The 16632-nt window shown below is 67.3% G+C and carries 12 protein-coding genes; 9 read left to right on the top strand and 3 right to left on the bottom strand.

Annotation, left to right across the window (positions count from 1 at the left end; translation table 11 throughout):
* The first annotated feature begins 45 nt into the window (after nt 1-45).
* Genes pdhA through G6N38_RS01990 form a run of 3 tightly spaced genes read left to right on the top strand, consistent with a single transcriptional unit; the run spans nt 46 to nt 3255 of the window.
* On the top strand, nt 46-1095 hold the full coding sequence (pdhA, locus tag G6N38_RS02000) for a pyruvate dehydrogenase (acetyl-transferring) E1 component subunit alpha (RefSeq protein WP_163746013.1): 1050 nt from the start codon (nt 46-48) through the stop codon (nt 1093-1095).
* Nucleotides 1096-1105: 10 nt separating this feature from the next.
* A complete protein-coding gene (locus tag G6N38_RS01995) occupies nt 1106-2158 on the top strand; it encodes an alpha-ketoacid dehydrogenase subunit beta (RefSeq protein ID WP_163746012.1) in 1053 nt (350 codons plus the stop codon).
* On the top strand, nt 2155-3255 hold the full coding sequence (locus G6N38_RS01990; protein ID WP_163746011.1) for a dihydrolipoamide acetyltransferase family protein: 1101 nt from the start codon (nt 2155-2157) through the stop codon (nt 3253-3255). The genes G6N38_RS01995 and G6N38_RS01990 overlap by 4 nt, the downstream gene beginning before the upstream one ends.
* A 24-nt stretch (nt 3256-3279) precedes the next feature.
* On the opposite strand, the gene G6N38_RS01985 is transcribed toward G6N38_RS01990, so the two are convergent.
* The gene (locus tag G6N38_RS01985; protein WP_163746010.1) at nt 3280-5382 is read right to left on the bottom strand and encodes an Ig-like domain-containing protein; all 2103 of its coding nucleotides are present in this window, start codon (nt 5380-5382) and stop codon (nt 3280-3282) included.
* Nucleotides 5383-5488: 106 nt separating this feature from the next.
* A complete protein-coding gene (locus tag G6N38_RS01980; protein WP_163746009.1) occupies nt 5489-6235 on the bottom strand; it encodes an enoyl-CoA hydratase in 747 nt (248 codons plus the stop codon).
* Nucleotides 6236-6305: 70 nt separating this feature from the next.
* Between G6N38_RS01980 and G6N38_RS01975 the strand changes: the two genes are divergently transcribed.
* Nucleotides 6306-9623, top strand: coding sequence for an ATP-binding protein (locus G6N38_RS01975; RefSeq protein ID WP_246227631.1), 3318 nt, complete (start codon nt 6306-6308; stop codon nt 9621-9623).
* On the opposite strand, the gene G6N38_RS01970 is transcribed toward G6N38_RS01975, so the two are convergent.
* A complete protein-coding gene (locus tag G6N38_RS01970; RefSeq protein WP_163746007.1) occupies nt 9613-10302 on the bottom strand; it encodes a hemerythrin domain-containing protein in 690 nt (229 codons plus the stop codon). The genes G6N38_RS01975 and G6N38_RS01970 overlap by 11 nt on opposite strands.
* A gap of 155 nt (nt 10303-10457) precedes the next feature.
* Between G6N38_RS01970 and G6N38_RS01965 the strand changes: the two genes are divergently transcribed.
* From G6N38_RS01965 to G6N38_RS01945, 5 genes are all read left to right on the top strand, one after another.
* Nucleotides 10458-11117: a cysteine hydrolase family protein gene (locus G6N38_RS01965; RefSeq protein ID WP_163746006.1), complete on the top strand. Its 660-nt coding sequence runs from the start codon at nt 10458-10460 to the stop codon at nt 11115-11117.
* Nucleotides 11118-11120: 3 nt separating this feature from the next.
* Complete coding sequence (gene fdrA, locus G6N38_RS01960) at nt 11121-12677, top strand: acyl-CoA synthetase FdrA (RefSeq protein ID WP_163746005.1); 1557 nt, start codon at nt 11121-11123, stop codon at nt 12675-12677.
* Nucleotides 12674-14086, top strand: coding sequence for a YlbE family protein (locus G6N38_RS01955; RefSeq protein WP_163746004.1), 1413 nt, complete (start codon nt 12674-12676; stop codon nt 14084-14086). Before fdrA ends, G6N38_RS01955 begins: the two co-directional genes overlap by 4 nt.
* A complete protein-coding gene (locus G6N38_RS01950; RefSeq protein ID WP_197748116.1) occupies nt 14083-15453 on the top strand; it encodes a carbamate kinase in 1371 nt (456 codons plus the stop codon). Before G6N38_RS01955 ends, G6N38_RS01950 begins: the two co-directional genes overlap by 4 nt.
* A 65-nt stretch (nt 15454-15518) precedes the next feature.
* Nucleotides 15519-16616 carry a GGDEF domain-containing protein gene (locus G6N38_RS01945; RefSeq protein ID WP_163746003.1) on the top strand — a complete coding sequence of 366 codons (1098 nt, stop codon included), beginning with the start codon at nt 15519-15521 and terminating at the stop codon, nt 16614-16616.
* The last annotated feature ends 16 nt before the right edge of the window (nt 16617-16632 follow it).

The following is a 16632-nucleotide window of genomic DNA, read 5'->3' as shown; positions in this document are numbered from 1 at the left end:
AACAGGTTTGCTTCGACCGCCTCCGCACCGGTAGAGGAGGCGGTTATGGATCAACCGATTCAACTCATCGCACCGGACGGAAGCGCGACGGCCGAGAGTCGATATCGTCGCGACCTCCCGCCGGAAACCCTCGTCTGGCTCTACGAGAACCTCGTTGTCACTCGGGATCTCGACGCCGAGTTCGTCAATCTGCAACGGCAGGGCGAGCTGGCGCTCTACGCCTCGTGTCGCGGTCAGGAGGCCGCGCAGGTCGGTGCGGCGGCATGCCTGCGCAAGACCGACTGGCTGTTCCCGCAATTCCGTGAACTCGGTGTCTTCCTGGTCCGCGGCATTGCACCGCCGCAAGTGGCCGCCGTCTGGCGCGGCGCCTGGCACGGTGGCCTGGATTTCACCAGCAGGTGTTGTGCGCCCATCGCTATCCCCATCGCCACCCACGCGCTGCACGCCGTCGGCGCAGCGATGGCCGCTCAACGACTGGGCGAAGATTCGCTGACGGTGGCGTTCCTCGGTGACGGCGCCACCAGCGAAGGGGATTCACACGAGGCGATGAACCTGGCCGCCGTCGAGAAGGCGCCCTGCGTGTTCTACATCCAGAACAATCAGTGGGCGATCTCCGTGCCGGCGAGCCGCCAGTACGCTGCGCCCACCATCGCCCACCGGGCGATCGGCTACGGAATGCCGGGAATCAGGGTGGACGGCAACGACATCCTGGCCTGCTATGCGGTGATGGCCGAAGCTGCCGAACGCGCGCGGGCCGGTGAGGGTCCCACCCTCATCGAGGCGGTCACCTATCGGATGGAACCGCACACCACCTCTGATGACGCGACCCGTTACCGCAGCGCTGCCGAGCTCGCCGAATGGTCGGCCCGCGATCCGATCAGCCGTTACCGCACCTATCTGCAACACAAGGGGGTGCTCACCGAGCGAGTCGACAAGCGGGTGGAAGCCCGCTCGGTGCGGCTGCGTGCGGAGCTTCGCGACGCGGTGGTCGGCGCGCCCGACCCTGATGTGGGTGAGCTGTTCGACCACGTCTACGCCGAGATCACACCGGTGTTGTCGGCCCAGCGCGCGCAATTGCGCGCCGAATTGGCGTAGGAGGCATGAGATGACCCAGATCATCGACCGGCCACCATTGCGGGGTGACGGGACACCGCAGCCGGACGGCCCGATCCTGACCGGGCTGCCCACCGTCACCACCCTCACCATGGCGCAGGCGATCAATCGTGCCCTGCACGACGCGATGGCCGGTGACGACCGGGTGCTGGTGTTCGGCGAAGACGTCGCCGCTCTGGGCGGGGTATTCCGGATCACCGAGGGACTGGCCGATACCTTCGGCGAGCAGCGGTGTTTCGATACTCCACTGGCCGAGTCAGCGATCATCGGTGTCGCGGTGGGCCTGGCGATTCGCGGTTTCGTGCCGGTTCCGGAAATCCAGTTCGACGGCTTCTCCTACCCGGCGTTCGACCAGGTGGTCAGTCACCTCGCCAAGTACCGGATGCGTACCCGCGGCCAGGTCGACATGCCGGTCACGGTGCGGATTCCGTCCTTCGGCGGTATCGGCGCGGTGGAGCACCACTCGGAATCCACCGAAACCTATTGGGTGCACACCGCGGGGCTGAAAGTCGTTGTGCCCTCGACACCCTCGGATGCCTACTGGCTACTTCGGCACGCGATTGCCGCCCGCGATCCGGTGATCTATCTGGAACCCAAGCGACGCTACTGGGGCCGCGAAGCCGTCGACCTCGCCGTGCCGGGACCACCCATCGGCAACGCCGCCGTTCGGCGCAGCGGCGACGACGTCACGGTGATCACCTATGGTGGGCTGGTCGGCGCAGCACTGAATGCAGCCGAAATCGCAGACTGCAGTGTGGAAGTCATCGATCTGCGCTCGCTGAGCCCACTGGACTTCGACACTGTCGCGGCGTCGGTCCGCAAAACCGGCCGTGCGGTGGTCATGCACGAAGGCCCACGAACGCTGGGCTTCGGAGCTGAGCTGGCGGCCCGGATCTCCGAAGAACTGTTCTACGACCTCGAGGCACCGGTGCTGCGCGCCACCGGATTCGACACGCCTTACCCGCCTGCCCGGATGGAGAAACTCTGGCTGCCGGGAGTGGACCGGCTGCTCGACTGCGTCGAGAAAGCGATGCGACGGCCATGAGTGACTTCCTGGTTCCGGACCTGGGCGAGGGCCTGGAGGACGCCACCATCACCGGCTGGGCCGTCGCCGTCGGCGATGTCGTCGAACTCAACCAGACCTTGTGCACCGTTGAGACCAACAAGGCGGAAGTCGAGATTCCCAGTCCCTATGCCGGCCGGATCGTGGAGCTCGGTGGCGCCGAGGGGGAAACCTTGGCGGTGGGCACCCTGTTGGTGCGTGTCGAAACCGAGGCGCGCACACCGGTACTGGTCGGCTACGGCATCGACAACGGTATGGATCGCAGCAGGCGGGCCCGCGCGGCCCCCAAGGTCCGTAAGCTGGCGGCCGACCTCGCGGTGGATCTGCAGGAGCTGCAACCCGGTTCGGGTACCGACGGGGTGATCACCCGCGATGATGTGCTGCACGCTGCCGGTACGGCCCCGCCGTCGCAGACGGTTCCGGTGCGCGGTGTCCACGCCCGAATGGCCACCCACATGGCGTTGTCGCGCAGCCAGATCCCCGATGCGCACGCCAGCGTGCAGGTGGACTGCTCGGCGCTGCTGCGGCTTCGGGACGCGCTCGGGGTGACGCCTTTCGCGCTGACGTTGCGGCTGCTGGTCATCGCCTTGGAGCGCCACCCGATGCTCAACGCGACCTGGGTGGAATCCGAAGCCGGACCGGAGATTCGGCTACATCCTGACGTGCGGCTGGGGGTCGCAGTGGCCACCGAGCGTGGCCTGGTGGTGCCGGTCGTCGATACCCGGGAGTGCTCCACGCGGCGACTGGCCGCGGCCGTCGACGATGTGGTGGCGCGGGCCCGGGCCGGCACACTGGCGCCCACCCAGTTGAGCGGATCGACGTTCACGGTGTCGAATTTCGGTGCGCTGGGACTCGACGACGGTGTCCCGGTGATCAACTACCCGGAGGCCGCGATCCTCGGCATGGGCGCGCTGAAGCCCCGGGCTGTTGTGGTCGACGATGCGGTGGTAGCCCGGCCGACGATGACGCTGACGTGTGCGTTCGACCATCGCGTCGCCGACGGCGCGCAAGCCGCGGCGTTCCTGACCGACCTGCGGGGGCTGATCGAGGCGCCGGAGACGGCGCTACTCGACCTCTGATTTGAGCGCCGAAATCGCTCAAAGTCAGGCCTGCGGGTAGGGCGTGTAGCGCTTGCTGTATCCCAGTTGGCGTGTGGCGATCTGAGCCGCCCGCTCGTCAGGAGTGACGAATACGGTGCCGTCGGGGAGCACGCCGTCGAGCTCGTTGAGTTTGACCACCTGCGAGCTCACCGTCGGGTCGATCGTGGAGTTCGGATCGAAGTCCTGGAACCGGATGGAGATCGTGCCCTGATTCAGGCCGCCGGTGGACACCCAGTTGGCCACGCCGGGATCGGTGGGGGAGACCACGATCGTGTACGTGTCGTCTTGCACATTCTTCTGGGATTGGCTGACATTCAGGCTGGTCTGTTGGTCCCAGTAGTTGTCGGTGATCGTCCAGTCATTGGTCACCGGAACGCTGAAATACCGCGCTTTGCCGGGGTTGATCGTGATGACCAGGGCTTCATCGTCGGCGAGCTGGAAGTAGCCGACGCTTTGCAACTGCGTCGCGAGGAAAGACGCGTTGTGATCGGGATCCGACAGCACATTCGGCGGCTTGGTCTGGCCCGAGGTGGCGTCTTTTGTGGCGACCGACATGTACTTGTCTTCGCCACTGATGCCCAGCAGCAGCATGATCACTGCGGCCTCGACGGACTGCAGCAGCCGTGGTGCGGGTAGCGGCGGGATCAGCGACACCAGCGACGTCAGCAGCGGATTGCCCGACACCAGTGGGCCGATGCCTGGGATCGCAAATCCACCGACCTGACTGAAGAGGCTATCCGGTGGTCCGCTGACTCGCAGGATCGATAGGCTCATTGGGTCCTGGGTGGTCCAGTCCGACAACGTGTTTCGTGTGGTGATTAGGCTGGTTCCCGGTGGCAGATAGAGATGATTGGTCTGCCCCGGCAGCGTCGGCGTCGAATCCACCGTGATGGTGAAGCTCCCGTCGGGGTTCAGCACCAGGTCCTTGCCGTTGATGTTGTCGGCCGTGGCTCCGTTCAAGCCGGTCAGCACACTGAAGTTGGTGTCGGCGGGTAGCGATCCGTCGAACTTGCCGGTGATCACATACGACGATGCGTTGTTCACTCCGACGAACCGGTAGATGGTGTCGGGGTTGTCGTACCAGATCCGCGAACCGGCGAAACTCTGCAGATACCAACTATGGCTGGGTGCCACTTGCTGAAAGAACTTGGGGGCGTTGGAGTTCAGCAGAAGCACTTCCATCGCGGCCTGGTTGGCGTACTCGGTGACCGCCTGATCGAGCTGGGCCATGTTCTCTTTGTCCGGCCCGCCGATCATGGTGAAGTTCTTCTGCGCGGCCAGCCACCAGCCGACTTTGAGGATCTCCTTGGCCAGGCGGACGAACGGTGAGTTGGCGATCTGGGTGGCGATCTGCTCGGCGTTGAGCTGATCGGTGGTGGACAGCACCGATGTCGGCGCGTCGGCTCCCGGATTCTCCAGAACGGTGACCTTCGCTGTTGCGGTCGAGCCACCGTTAGGTGCGAAAAGTGTTGCCAGACCGTGCCAATGGGTCTGGTTTCCGGGCTGGTCGTCGGCCTTCACCGCGAAGGTGTCGGTGCCGCCGAGCGTGGTGAACTGTCCGTCGGGGGTGTAGGTGAAGGTGCCGTCGTCGTGGATGTCGACGGTGCCGTGTTGCGGTGCCTGGGTGACGGTGTAGGTGAGCGCGTACCCGTTGGCTTGTCGGGCGTTGAGCGTGCCGGTGATGACGCCGTCGCCGGCCTGGACGTTCTGGGCGGCGTTGTAGGCCAGTGTGGGCGTGCGGGCGAAGAAGATGTTGCCGATGGTGGCGGGCGGCTGCTGGGTGATCTGTTTCGCCTCGCGGCGCGCGTAGCCGAGGACATCGGTCAGGGTGATGGCGGTGCGGGGGAGTGCTGGGGCCGTGCGGGCCGACGCACGGCCGCGTGGTTCCGCAGTGCCGGCGCGCTTGGCAGCGGTCAGGGATTGACTTCGCGCGCCGGCGGGTCCGGCCGTGTGTGCCGCTGCTGACGTCGACGAACCGGAGCTCCCGGTGTCGGCCACCGCGACCCCGGGGTTGTCGGCGACCGCGACTCCGACGCCGAGCGCGAACGCCAGCGCCCCGACTCGGCCGACATAACGGGCGTATCGACTCGACGTGGTGTGAGTCATCTTCGGACTCTAGGAGAGGCCACGCCGAACGTGTGGGTTTTCGTCGACGAATCGACCCGTCAAGCGCCGGCAACTCCCACGCTCGGCGGGTGTGAGTCGCTTAACGTCAGCGGCGTTGCGCGGCGGCCAGTCGGGCCTTGAATTCCGGCGATTCGATCGAGGTGGCCTGCGGGCCGAGCTCGATGTCCTTGGCCGCCTCGTGGTGGTCGGTGTCCAGGAAGCCGGGGATGGCGGTGGCGCGCATTGACGCCTTGGTGGCCAGCACGACCTCACGCGGTGCGGCCGCGGGTCCCGCGGCCAGTTCCAGCGCGGCCGCGACGGGATCCTCAGCGACGGTCAGGGCAAGGCCGTGCCGCACGGCGGCCTCGGCGTCGAAGCGCATGCCGAACAACAGGGCGGCGCGGGCTACCTGCGGCCCGACCGCGCGCTGCAGCATCCAGGTGGCGCCGCCGCCGGGATGGATGCCCAACTTCTGAAACCGCGGATCGAAGAGGGCCTGCGGCCCGGCGATGCGAACATCGGCGGCTAGAGCCAGATTCAGTCCCGCACCCACGGCGGCGCCGTTGACCGCAGCGACGGTCGGCAGGGTGCAGCGGCCGACGGCCATGAAGCCGGCATAGATGCGTTCGAGCCCCTCCTTGGCGGCCGCGCCGAGGGCAGACAGATCCGCACCCGCGCAGAATGCCTTGCCCGCGCCGGTGATCACGACGGCGTTGGCCTCGGCCTCGGCGGCCTCGACCGCCGAGCGCAGCTGCTGCGACATGGCTTCGGTGACGGCATTGCGCCGGTCGGGATCGTTGACCGTGATCAGCGCGACGCGATCTATGACTTCGTAGAGCACCAGGTCAGGCATTGCGAATCACCACCATCGGGAGGCTAGCAGTTAGGGTCGTTCCACTATGACGGCGCCCGATGAGCAACCCATGCGGTTAGCCGTCTTGGGGCCCGTCCGGGCCTGGCGGGGGTCGGCGCCGGTCGATCTGGGCGGACCGCGGCAGCGTTCCCTGCTGGCGCGACTGGTGCTGGCCAAGGGGCAAGTGGTGTCGGTCGACCGGTTGATCGAGGACCTGTGGCAAGGCGAACCCCCGCCGAAAGCGCTGTCGGCGCTGCAGGCCTACGTGTCGCATCTGCGGCGGACGCTCGAACCCGGCCGGGCGCGGCGTGCTCCGGCCGCGATCATCGTCAGCGCCGCGCCGGGCTACCGGTTGGAACTGCCCACCGATGCCGTCGACGTGTGGTGGTTCGACGAGCAAGTCCGGGCAGCCCAGTTCGAATCCGACCCGCTGCAACGGGCCGGGCTCCTCGCCGCGGCCTTGGATAGGTGGGCTGGCGAGCCTTACGCCGAAATGTCGGACGCCACGTGGGTCATCGCCGAGATCGCCCGCCTGACTGAGTTACGCCTCGCCGCAATCGAATTACGAGCCTCCGCCGAGCTGGCAATGGGCCACCGCAGCGCTGTCATCGGAGAGCTGGAATGGGTGGTCCGAGAACATCCCACCAGGGAGGGTGCAGCCGCCATCGTGGCCACCGCGCTGTACCGAGCGGGTCGGCAAGCCGACGCCTTGGACGTGTTGCGCAACACGCGTATTCATCTGTCCGCGGAACTGGGACTCGAGCCGGGCCGCGCGTTACGCGATCTCGAACGCGACATCCTCAGCCATGCACCGAGCCTCGACGATGGCCAACCGGCGGCGCTGCCGCTCCTGGTGGCCCCGGCGCAGCCGCCGAGCAGCCCCGAACCCAAGGCGCCACATGGCCGCTCCCGTGAACTCGCGGCAATCGACGATGCGGCGCAGGAAGCCCGATTAGGTGGCAGCCGCGTGGTGTGGGTCAGCGGTGAGGCGGGTGCGGGAAAGACCACCGTCACCGACGCGGCCGCGGCTCGCTTGCGCTCCGTGGGTTGGACGGTTGCGGCGGGCAGGTGCCCCGAGGTCGACGGTGCACCACCGGGCTGGGCGTGGACCGAGGTGCTGCGTCACTTCAGCGATTCGTTCTCCACGGCCGATCCACGTCGCTTGCGCGCTCTCGCACCGCTGCTGCACGAAACCGAACCCACCGCCGACATCGCTCAAAGTACTTTCTGGACAGCACATGCCGTCGCCGAGGTGATCGCCCAATCCGCCAGCGTCCAGCCGGTTGCGGTGGTCCTGGACGATCTGCACCGCACCGACGGCCTGACGTTGGAACTTCTGCGCCTGGTGACCCACGAACTGCGGGACCGTCCGGTCCTGGTCGTTGCCACCTACCGCCCGTCAGAGTCGGACAGCGAACTGGCGGCCGCCCGCGCTGCACTGGCGGTGCGCACCGTCGCGCATCTGAGCATCGCTGGCTTGGACGCCCGCGCCGCCACCGCGCTGGCCGCCGACTGTGGATTGACCGATCTCACCGAGGAAGAGTCGCGGCTGCTGCACGATCGGACCGGCGGCAACCCGCTGTTCGTGCGGGAGTTGGCGCGTCTGATGATGTCCGAGGGTCTGGACACCGCCCGGGTCGCGATACCGGTTGGGGTGGCAGATGTGCTGCGGCGCAGGCTGATACGGCTCCCGGGTGCGACGGTAACGGCTCTTCGCCAAGCGGCGGTGCTCGGCCGGGACGTCGACACTGACCTGCTCGCCGAACTCGCGCACCGCGACCCGGACGACGTCCTCGATGCGCTGGAACCGGCCGTCCTGATCGGTCTCCTGGAGGAGCCCGGACCCGGACGGGTTCGCTTCGCGCATGCACTGGTGCGTGACACCTTGTACGAAGACACCTCCCTGCTGCGCCGGTCTCGTCTGCACGGGGCGGCCCTGGAGTTGCTGTTGACTTCCGGCCGGACAGCGGATCCGGCGGCGCTGGCCTATCACGCGGTCGCGGCTGCGACACCGGCCAGCGCGGCCGCCGCGGCAGAACTGGCGATGGCCGCCGGCCGCGATGCCGACCGGGTCGGCGCACCGGTGGAAGCCACTCGGCAATGGCGGGCCGCGGTACGCATGCTGGAGCTGGCCGGCCGCGCCGAGACCGGGCAGCCAGACGTCGAGCGGATCCTGGCGGCCTATTGCGGATGGGTGGCCGCGGCGGCCCGGGTCGGCGATGTCGTCGCCGCCCGCGACGCGCTGAAAGAGGCGCTGCCCTTGGCCAACGGGTCCGACGAACTGACCGCCCGGTTGTTGACGGCGTGGCACGCGCCGTTGATCTGGCGGGTCCGGATCAGCGACGAAGCCGACACCGAGATCGTCAACCCGTTGCAGCGAGTGTTGAACGGCGAGCTGGCGCCTGCCGTGCGGGTCCGGCTGCTGACCACGCTGTTTGCCGAGCTGGAAGGCGCCGATCATGCTGCTGCGCTGGCGGCCAGCGAGGAGGCGCTGACGTTGGCGCGCGCGCTGTACGAACAGGATCGGCAAGCGCACGGCCGGGTGCTGTGCGCCGCGCTCAACGCGCGGGCCTACGCCGCGCTGGGTCCGGATCTGGCCCATGCTCGCGAGCAGCTGACGGAAGAATTCCTGGTCGCGGCCGAGGCCGCCGCCGCAGTCGACTACCAGGCCGTGGCGCATTGGCTGGCCTTCTTGTCGGCGGCCGGGCGCTCTGATTTGGTTGCGGCCCATGACCACGTCGACCTTGCGGTGGCCCGAGCGGGCACCGGCCAACTCGCGCCGTTGCTGACCGTGTTGGCGGTGTTCACGGCTCAGCTGAGCGTGCTGGCCGGCCGAGTCGACGACGGTGAGCGCCGCTACGTCGCGGCCGCGCGTCAGCTGGCTGAGCAAGGCACGGCCAATGGTGCCCAGATGGGCCTGGTCGGCCGGTTCACCGCCGCGCTGGCCCGTGGCGATCTGGCGCCGCTGGCCGACGACCTGCTTGCCGTACACACCTACGTCTCGACCACTATCGCCGACGGCGCGGTACTGGCGCTGATGAGCGCCGGCCGCGAGGAGGATGCCCGCCGGATCTGGGCGAGCGGGGAGCCGGTCGAGCGGTCCTATTACTGGCTGGCCATGACTACGCTGCGGGCCCACGCCGCAGCGGCACTGGGTGACCCAGATGTCGCGAATCGTTGCGCCGTTGCCCTGCAGCCCTATTCGGGCCGGATGGCGGGCCTGGACAACGGCAGCCTGCTCGCCGGTCCCGTCGACGACGCCCTAGCCGCGGTCGCCGACCTGGTGGGCAATGACGCCGAGGCGCGACGGTACCGGGCCGCCGCCACCGCGCTGAAGAGTCAGCTGGCTTCGGAGGCGGCACAGCTCGTCGACCGAGTCAGCCGCTGAACACCTCGTCTTCGAATCTGCGGTGTCGCCGAGCTAATACGGTCAACACCAGCCTAAGGACCGGGTTGACCTCCGCGCCCAGGACCGAACGTTCGTCGTCGGTGGCCGCTGCCATGGTGCGTGGCCCGTCGAACGTCAGCCGACCCGTCCGCTGGGCGGTCTTCTCCACGGCCTGCCAATCGCCGACCGAAACATGCCGGCGGATCACCGGGAAGATATCGCGCTCCTCTTCGGCGATGTGCTCGGTGAGCAGATTGCGCAGATCGGCCAGTTCGGCGGCTAGCAGGGCAGCGGTGCGGCGATCGCCGCCGGCGACCCTGAATGCGTTGGCCCGGTGCCGGATGATCTCCAGGCGCGGATCCAGCGCGGCATGGTCTTCGGTCAACTCGGTGAGGTCGACGATACCGCCGGCGCAGGCGTCGATCACCGGCCAGAGCACGGTGTCCTCGACGGTGTGGTGGTGATGGATGGACTCGCAGAGTAAGTCGACGTAGCGGGCGATCGCTTGGGCACGCTGGGGCGAGCAGCGCTGCCGGGACTCGCCGATGGCGGTCACCGCAGTAACGAGCCGCCCGGCGTCGGTGAGCATCGCCCGGTGCGCCACCGTGATGCCGACAAGTTCGGGCTCGGGATCGTGGGGTTGGCGGGGAGTGACGGTGAGCGGTTGTGGTGTTTTCATGTGACGACGATGTCCGCCGACACTTGCAAGGCACTTGCGATCGACTTGCGGCACCTCGGCTCCCTTGTTTACACCGCAGAAATGTTCACCCGCGCGATCAGCTGCCGGTTACGTTTCAATGGATCCGCCCCGTCGGCGTTTCAGGAGGACCTCAGATGGCCACGATCAATGCGGAGCCCTTCCCGTTGGACTTCGACGTCGCGAGCACCGCGCTGGTGATCATCGATATGCAGCGTGACTTCGTGTTGCCCGGCGGCTTCGGCGAGGCTCTCGGTAATGACACCTCGTTGCTGCTCGCCGCGGTGGAACCGATCGGGCGGGTGCTGGCCAAGGCCCGTGAGATCGGCATGCTGGTCATCCATACCAGGGAGGGGCACCGTCCCGATCTGACCGACTGTCCGCCGGCGAAGTTGCACCGTGGCGGCAAGACGTTCATCGGCGAGGCCGGTCCGATGGGCCGCATCCTGGTGCGCGGCGAGAAGGGCCACGACATCATCGACCAGCTGTATCCCATCGACGGCGAGCCCGTGATCGACAAGCCGGGTAAGGGCAGCTTCCATGCCACCGACCTGAGTCAGATCTTGTCCGACCGTGGCATCAAGACGCTGGTGGTCTGCGGGGTGACGACGGAGGTCTGCGTGCACACCACGGTGCGCGAGGCAAACGACAGGGGCTATGAATGTCTGGTGCTCAGTGACTGTGTGGCGTCGTACTTTCCGGAATTCCAGCGGGTGGCATTGGAGATGATCAAGGCCCAAGGCGGGATCTTCGGCTGGGTGTCCGACGCCGACGAGTTCATCGCCGCGACGTCCTGACGCATGGGAATCAGTTCGCGTTTCTATCCCAACCTGTACAAGGACTCGGTGTCCTTGATGACGGTGTCGGCGCGGGTGACGTCGATACCGGGTATCCAGGCCGCGTCGGTGGTGATGGCCTCGGCCACCAATGTCGACAACCTGGTCGCGGCCGGTCTCGGTGCCTTCGAGGTTCGGCCCAACGACCTCGTCGTCGCCGTGTCGGGCACCGATGAAGCCTGCGACGAGGCGCTGGCGATCGCCGACAAGCTGCTGTCGGCGGCGGCAGGCGACAGCGGTGAACCGGCTGCCGCCGCGCCCACCACCAGCATTCAGATGGCCGTCGCGAAAGACCCGACGCTCAACCTCGCTTTGATCTCGGTGCCCGGCGACTATGCCGCCGCCGAGGCGATGAAGGCACTGCGGTTGGGCCTGGACGTGATGGTGTTCAGCGACAACGTCAGCGCGGAAGCCGAACTGGCGCTCAAGCAATACGCCCGCGGAGCCGACCTGATGGTGATGGGCCCCGACTGCGGGACCTCGATCGTCAATGGGATCCCGCTGGGGTTCGCCAACGTCGTGCGGCGCGGGCCGATCGGGGTGGTCGGCGCTTCGGGCACCGGCACCCAAGAGGTCACCGTCCGGATCCACCAGAACGGATCGGGGGTGTCGCAAGCGCTGGGCACCGGTGGTCACGACCTCGCCGACGTGATCGGCGGCATCTCGATGTTGCACGGCCTGGCCGCCCTCGACGATGACCCGGCCACTACGGTCATCGTCCTGGTGTCCAAGCCGCCCTCGGCCGCGGTGGCCGCGAAAGTGCTTGCCGCAGCTGGGGCTAGCGCCAAACCTGTCGTCGTGATCTTCCTCGGCGCCGATCCGGAGTCGATCACTGGCGACGGGGTCTACGGCGCGGCGTATCTCGCCCAGGCCGCCGATATGGCTGTGCAATTGGCCCGCGGCGAGCAGCCCAGCGCCGGCGATATCGCGATCTCACCGGAGATGCGGCGCACCCTTACCGATCTCGCAGACTCGATGGCCCCGGACCAGCGGTATGTGCGGGGCATCTTCTCTGGCGGCACATTCTGCTTCGAAGCGCAGCTGGTGCACCGGGCCCATGGCATCATCGCTTTTTCCAACACCCCGGTGGTGGGTAACAGCCCGCTGACCGAGATCCGAACCAGCCTGCAGCACACCATCATCGACATGGGCGACGACGAATTCACCCAGGGCCGACCCCATCCGATGATCGACCCGTCGGGTAAGGACGCCCGGATCCGCGACGAGATCGCCGACCCGACGACAGCCGTCGTGCTGTTCGACGTGGTGCTCGGCTACGGCTCGGCCGACGATCCGACGGCAGAACTGATGTCGATCATCGACTCCGCTGGGGCCGCGGCCCGTGCTGACGGAAGAACGGTGGCCTTCATCGGCCACGTGTGCGGCACCGACCTCGATCCGCAGGATCGTGCCACGGCGGTCGCCGGCCTGCAGTCCGCCGGGGTGCTGGTCGCGTCCAGCAACGCGGAGGCGGCCCTGTGGTCGGCGACCCTGATCGGCGCGCTCGGAGGACAGCGGTGAAGAAGCTTTTCGAACAGGACCTCAAGGTCGTCAACGTCGGCCTGCAGGGCTTCGCGACCAATGTCACCGCCGCCGGGGGTCAGGCCACCAACGTCACGTGGGCGCCGCCCGCGGGCGCCGATCCCGCGCTGGGCTGGACACTGGCCACGCTGGTTTCAGACCCGCGCATCGAGGCGGCCAACCAGATCGCCTTCGATCGTTATCTGGGCGCGCAGCCACGCCTGATCGATCTGGTGCGCGCTGGCGAGGCGATCACAGGCCTCGGCCCCGGCGAGCGCCGCATCCTGCATTCCGGACCACCGATCGCATGGCCCGACATGTGCGGACCGCAGCGCGGCGCCATCGCCGGAGCGATCCTCTACGAGGGGTGGGCCCACGACCTCGACGCCGCCGAGAGGCTCGTCGAGAGTGGGGAAATAGCGCTGGAACCCTGCCACGAGCACAGCGCGGTTGGGCCGATGGCGGGCATCATCAGCCCGTCGATGCCGGTGTGGGTGGTGGAGAACACCGCGGCGGGAAACCGGGCCTTCTGCAACCTCAACGAGGGACTGGGCAAGGTGCTGCGGTTCGGCGCCAACTCGCCCGATGTGCTCGACCGGCTGCGCTGGCTGGGTGGCGATTTCTTCGCCACCATGCAGGTCGCGGTGCGCGGATTGACCGACCCCGATCTCAAACCGCTGATGGCCCAGGCACTGCATATGGGCGACGAGCTGCACAACCGCAATGCTGCTGCGTCCGGGTTGTTGTTCAAGCGGCTGACGTTGTCGCTGTTGGGTTCCGACCTGCCGTCCGACGCGGTGCGCCGTGCGTTGGAGTTCGTCGCCGGTAATGACCACTTCTTCCTCAACATCTCGATGGCCGCTTCCAAGTCGATGTCGGACGCCGCGGCGGGCGTGCCGGGCAGCAGCATGGTCACGGTAATGGCCCGCAACGGGGTGAACTTCGGGATCAAGCTGTCCGGCACCGGCGATCAGTGGTTTCAGGCTCCCGCCAATCCCGTTGACGGGCTGTACTTCCCGGGCTACTCGGTCGACGACGCGGCCGCCGACCTCGGCGACTCGGCGATCACCGAGACCAACGGGCTCGGCGGGTTCGCGATGGCCGCCTCACCCGCGATCGTCCAATTCGTGGGTGGCACCCCGGCCGATGCGACGGCCAACAGCCGTCGCATGTTGTCCATCACGCTGGGCACTAATCCGGCGTTCACGTTGCCGCCGTTGAACTTCGGCGGTACGCCGGCCGGAATAGACGCCCGCCTGGTGGTCGATTCCGGTGTCTTGCCGATCATCAACACCGGCATCGCGCACCGGCAGGCCGGCGTCGGGCAGATCGGCGCTGGCATCACCACCGCGCCGATGGCCTGTTTCAACGAAGCGCTGGCCGCGCTGGCGTCGGGAGCTGACAAATGAGCACTGCCATCGTCGCGTTCGGCGGCAACGCCTTGGTCACCGATGCCGATCACGACTCGATCCCGCAACAGTACGACACGGTCGCTCGCGCGGTAGCGCCGCTCATCGACATGGTGGAACAAGGCTGGAAACTCGTTGTCTCCCATGGCAATGGGCCACAGGTCGGATTCATCCTGCGCCGTTCTGAACTCGCCAAGGACGAGGTTGATCCGGTCCCGGTCGACTACGCCGTCGCTGACACCCAGGGCGCGATCGGCTACATGTTCGTCAAAGCCCTGCGTAACGAACTCGCCCGCCGTGGCCTGTCCCGGCCGGTCGTCGCGGTGGTGACGCACTCGGTGGTCAGCCGCGACGATCCGGCCTTCGGTAATCCGACCAAGCCGGTCGGCTCCTTCCTCGATGAGGCCAGAGCCACGGCGCTGGCCGCCAGCCAGGGGTGGACGATAGCCGAGGACGCCGGCCGGGGCTGGCGGCGCACGGTGGCCTCGCCCCGGCCGACGACGATCCTGGAGACCGAGGTGATCCGCCGGCTGCTCGACGACGGCGTGATCGTCGTCGCGGTGGGCGGTGGCGGCATCCCGGTGGCGCTCGAACCGGACGGCACCGTGGTCGGCGTGGAAGCCGTCGTCGACAAGGACATCGCCTCCGGCCTGCTGGCCCATGAACTAGGTGCAGATCTACTGATGATCCCCACCGGTGTGCCGCGAGTGGCCGTCGGATTCGGAACGCCGTCGCAGAAGTGGCTCGACACGATCACGGTTGAGCAAGCCCGCGCCTACCTCGCCTCCGGCCAATTCGGCAAGGGGTCGATGGAACCCAAAGTGGAGGCCGTCGCCGATTTCGTGGCCGCGACGCCCGGGGCCGTCGGGGTCATCGGGGCGGCCGAGGAGATCCCGGCGATCCTGGCCGGCACGTCGGGAACTCGAATCGTCGGCGCTACTGTTGCAGCTGTGCATGACGACGAAAATGACAGCGAGGCAGTGCTATTAGCGGTCAACGGCACATTGATGCGCGGGCTGAAACTCTCACCGAACATGGCCGCCGCGGGCGCCGCGTTCGTCCGGGAGGCCACCACTGAGCCGGTGTACCGGCTGTGGACGATCAACGATGACCACCCCGCGATGATCCGGGTCACCGACGGCTCGGGGGTCGCGGTGGCGGTCGAGGTGTGGGCGGTGCCCGCTGCGGGCCTGGCCGGTATCCTGCTCGCCGAGCCACCCGGGTTGTCGATCGGGAAGGTCCGCCTCGATGACGGGTCGACCGTGCTCGGCGTGATCGGCGAGCCCGCGCTGGTCGAGGGCCAGCAGGAGATCACTCGATTCGGTGGGTGGCGGGCGTACACCGCGGCCGACGGGACCGGGGTGTAGCCGCTGACGGTAGTGTCCGATACTATTCGTCACACATACCGACACGATATCCCGAGGGCTGACGCATGGGTGGGCGCGAGTTCGCCATCGCTACCGCGGTGCTGCGCGCCACCGGCTTCTTGGGGCGCATCCGGATCCTGATCGGGGTGCTGTGCATCAGTTTGGGCCTACTCAGTGCCATCGAACAGTTCCACATGGTGCAGCCGCTGGGCCCGCATGGCATCCCGGCCAGGGCCATCCACCTAGGCATATTGGTATCGGCGCTGATCATCGGCATCTTGTGGTTGGTGAGGCCGTGGCCGAATCACCGGTGGGCGATCGCATTCGCGGTGTGGGGTGACGTCGCGCTGGCCGTGTCGGGCGCGACGCTCGCCGTGCCCGAGGCGCGGCTGTCGGCCACTGTCTATATGTGCCTGATCGGCGCGTTCACCGCGGTGCTGTTGGGGTATCGGGTGCTGTTCCTGCACTGCGGCTTTGCTATGGCGACCATCGCGGCGTTCACCTGGATCGGCGTCACCCACGACGGGGCTGACCTGGCGGAGCTGTCGCTGTTTTTCCTGCCGGCGCTGGCCACCGTCGTTGTGATGCCTGCGGTCGCAGCCATGATCATCGAAGGCACCCGACGTGGGCTCAGTGCCACCGCGTACGCGGCCAATCGTGATCCGCTGACCGGGCTGCTGAACCGGCGCGGGCTGTTCACCGAAGCAGGGCTGATGTTCGCCCGAAGTCCGCGCGGTGCCGTACTCGGCGTTGTCCTCATCGACCTCGACGGGTTCAAAAAGCTCAACGACGACCACGGACACGGCAGGGGAGACGCCACGTTGCAGGCAGTCGCCGAGCAGCTGACCAAGACCATCCGGACCCGCGACCTTGCCGCGCGGGTCGGTGGCGACGAATTCGTGCTCGTTGCTGCGCTTTTGGATGCACACGAGTTGGACAGCTTCGTCAGACGGGCGCAGAGTCTGATGCTGTGTGACCAGGCGGGGCTGGCGCTGCAGTCCAGTGTGGGCGTCACCTGGGAGCCGATCGGCGCAGCCGAGCTCAATCTCGATGCGATCCTGCAGCGCGCCGATGAGGCGATGTACCAGGCCAAGCGGGTCGGTGGCGGGAAAGCCATGGTGGTGGAACCACCGTATACCGGGGAAAATCAGGCCGCGATGTGACTTCGTGGAAGTGGGT

This window comes from Mycolicibacterium helvum (genome assembly GCF_010731895.1).
GTDB lineage: Bacteria > Actinomycetota > Actinomycetes > Mycobacteriales > Mycobacteriaceae > Mycobacterium > Mycobacterium helvum.
The sequence above is the reverse complement of the archived record's forward strand: the minus strand, read 5'-3'. Positions and strand labels throughout refer to the sequence as shown.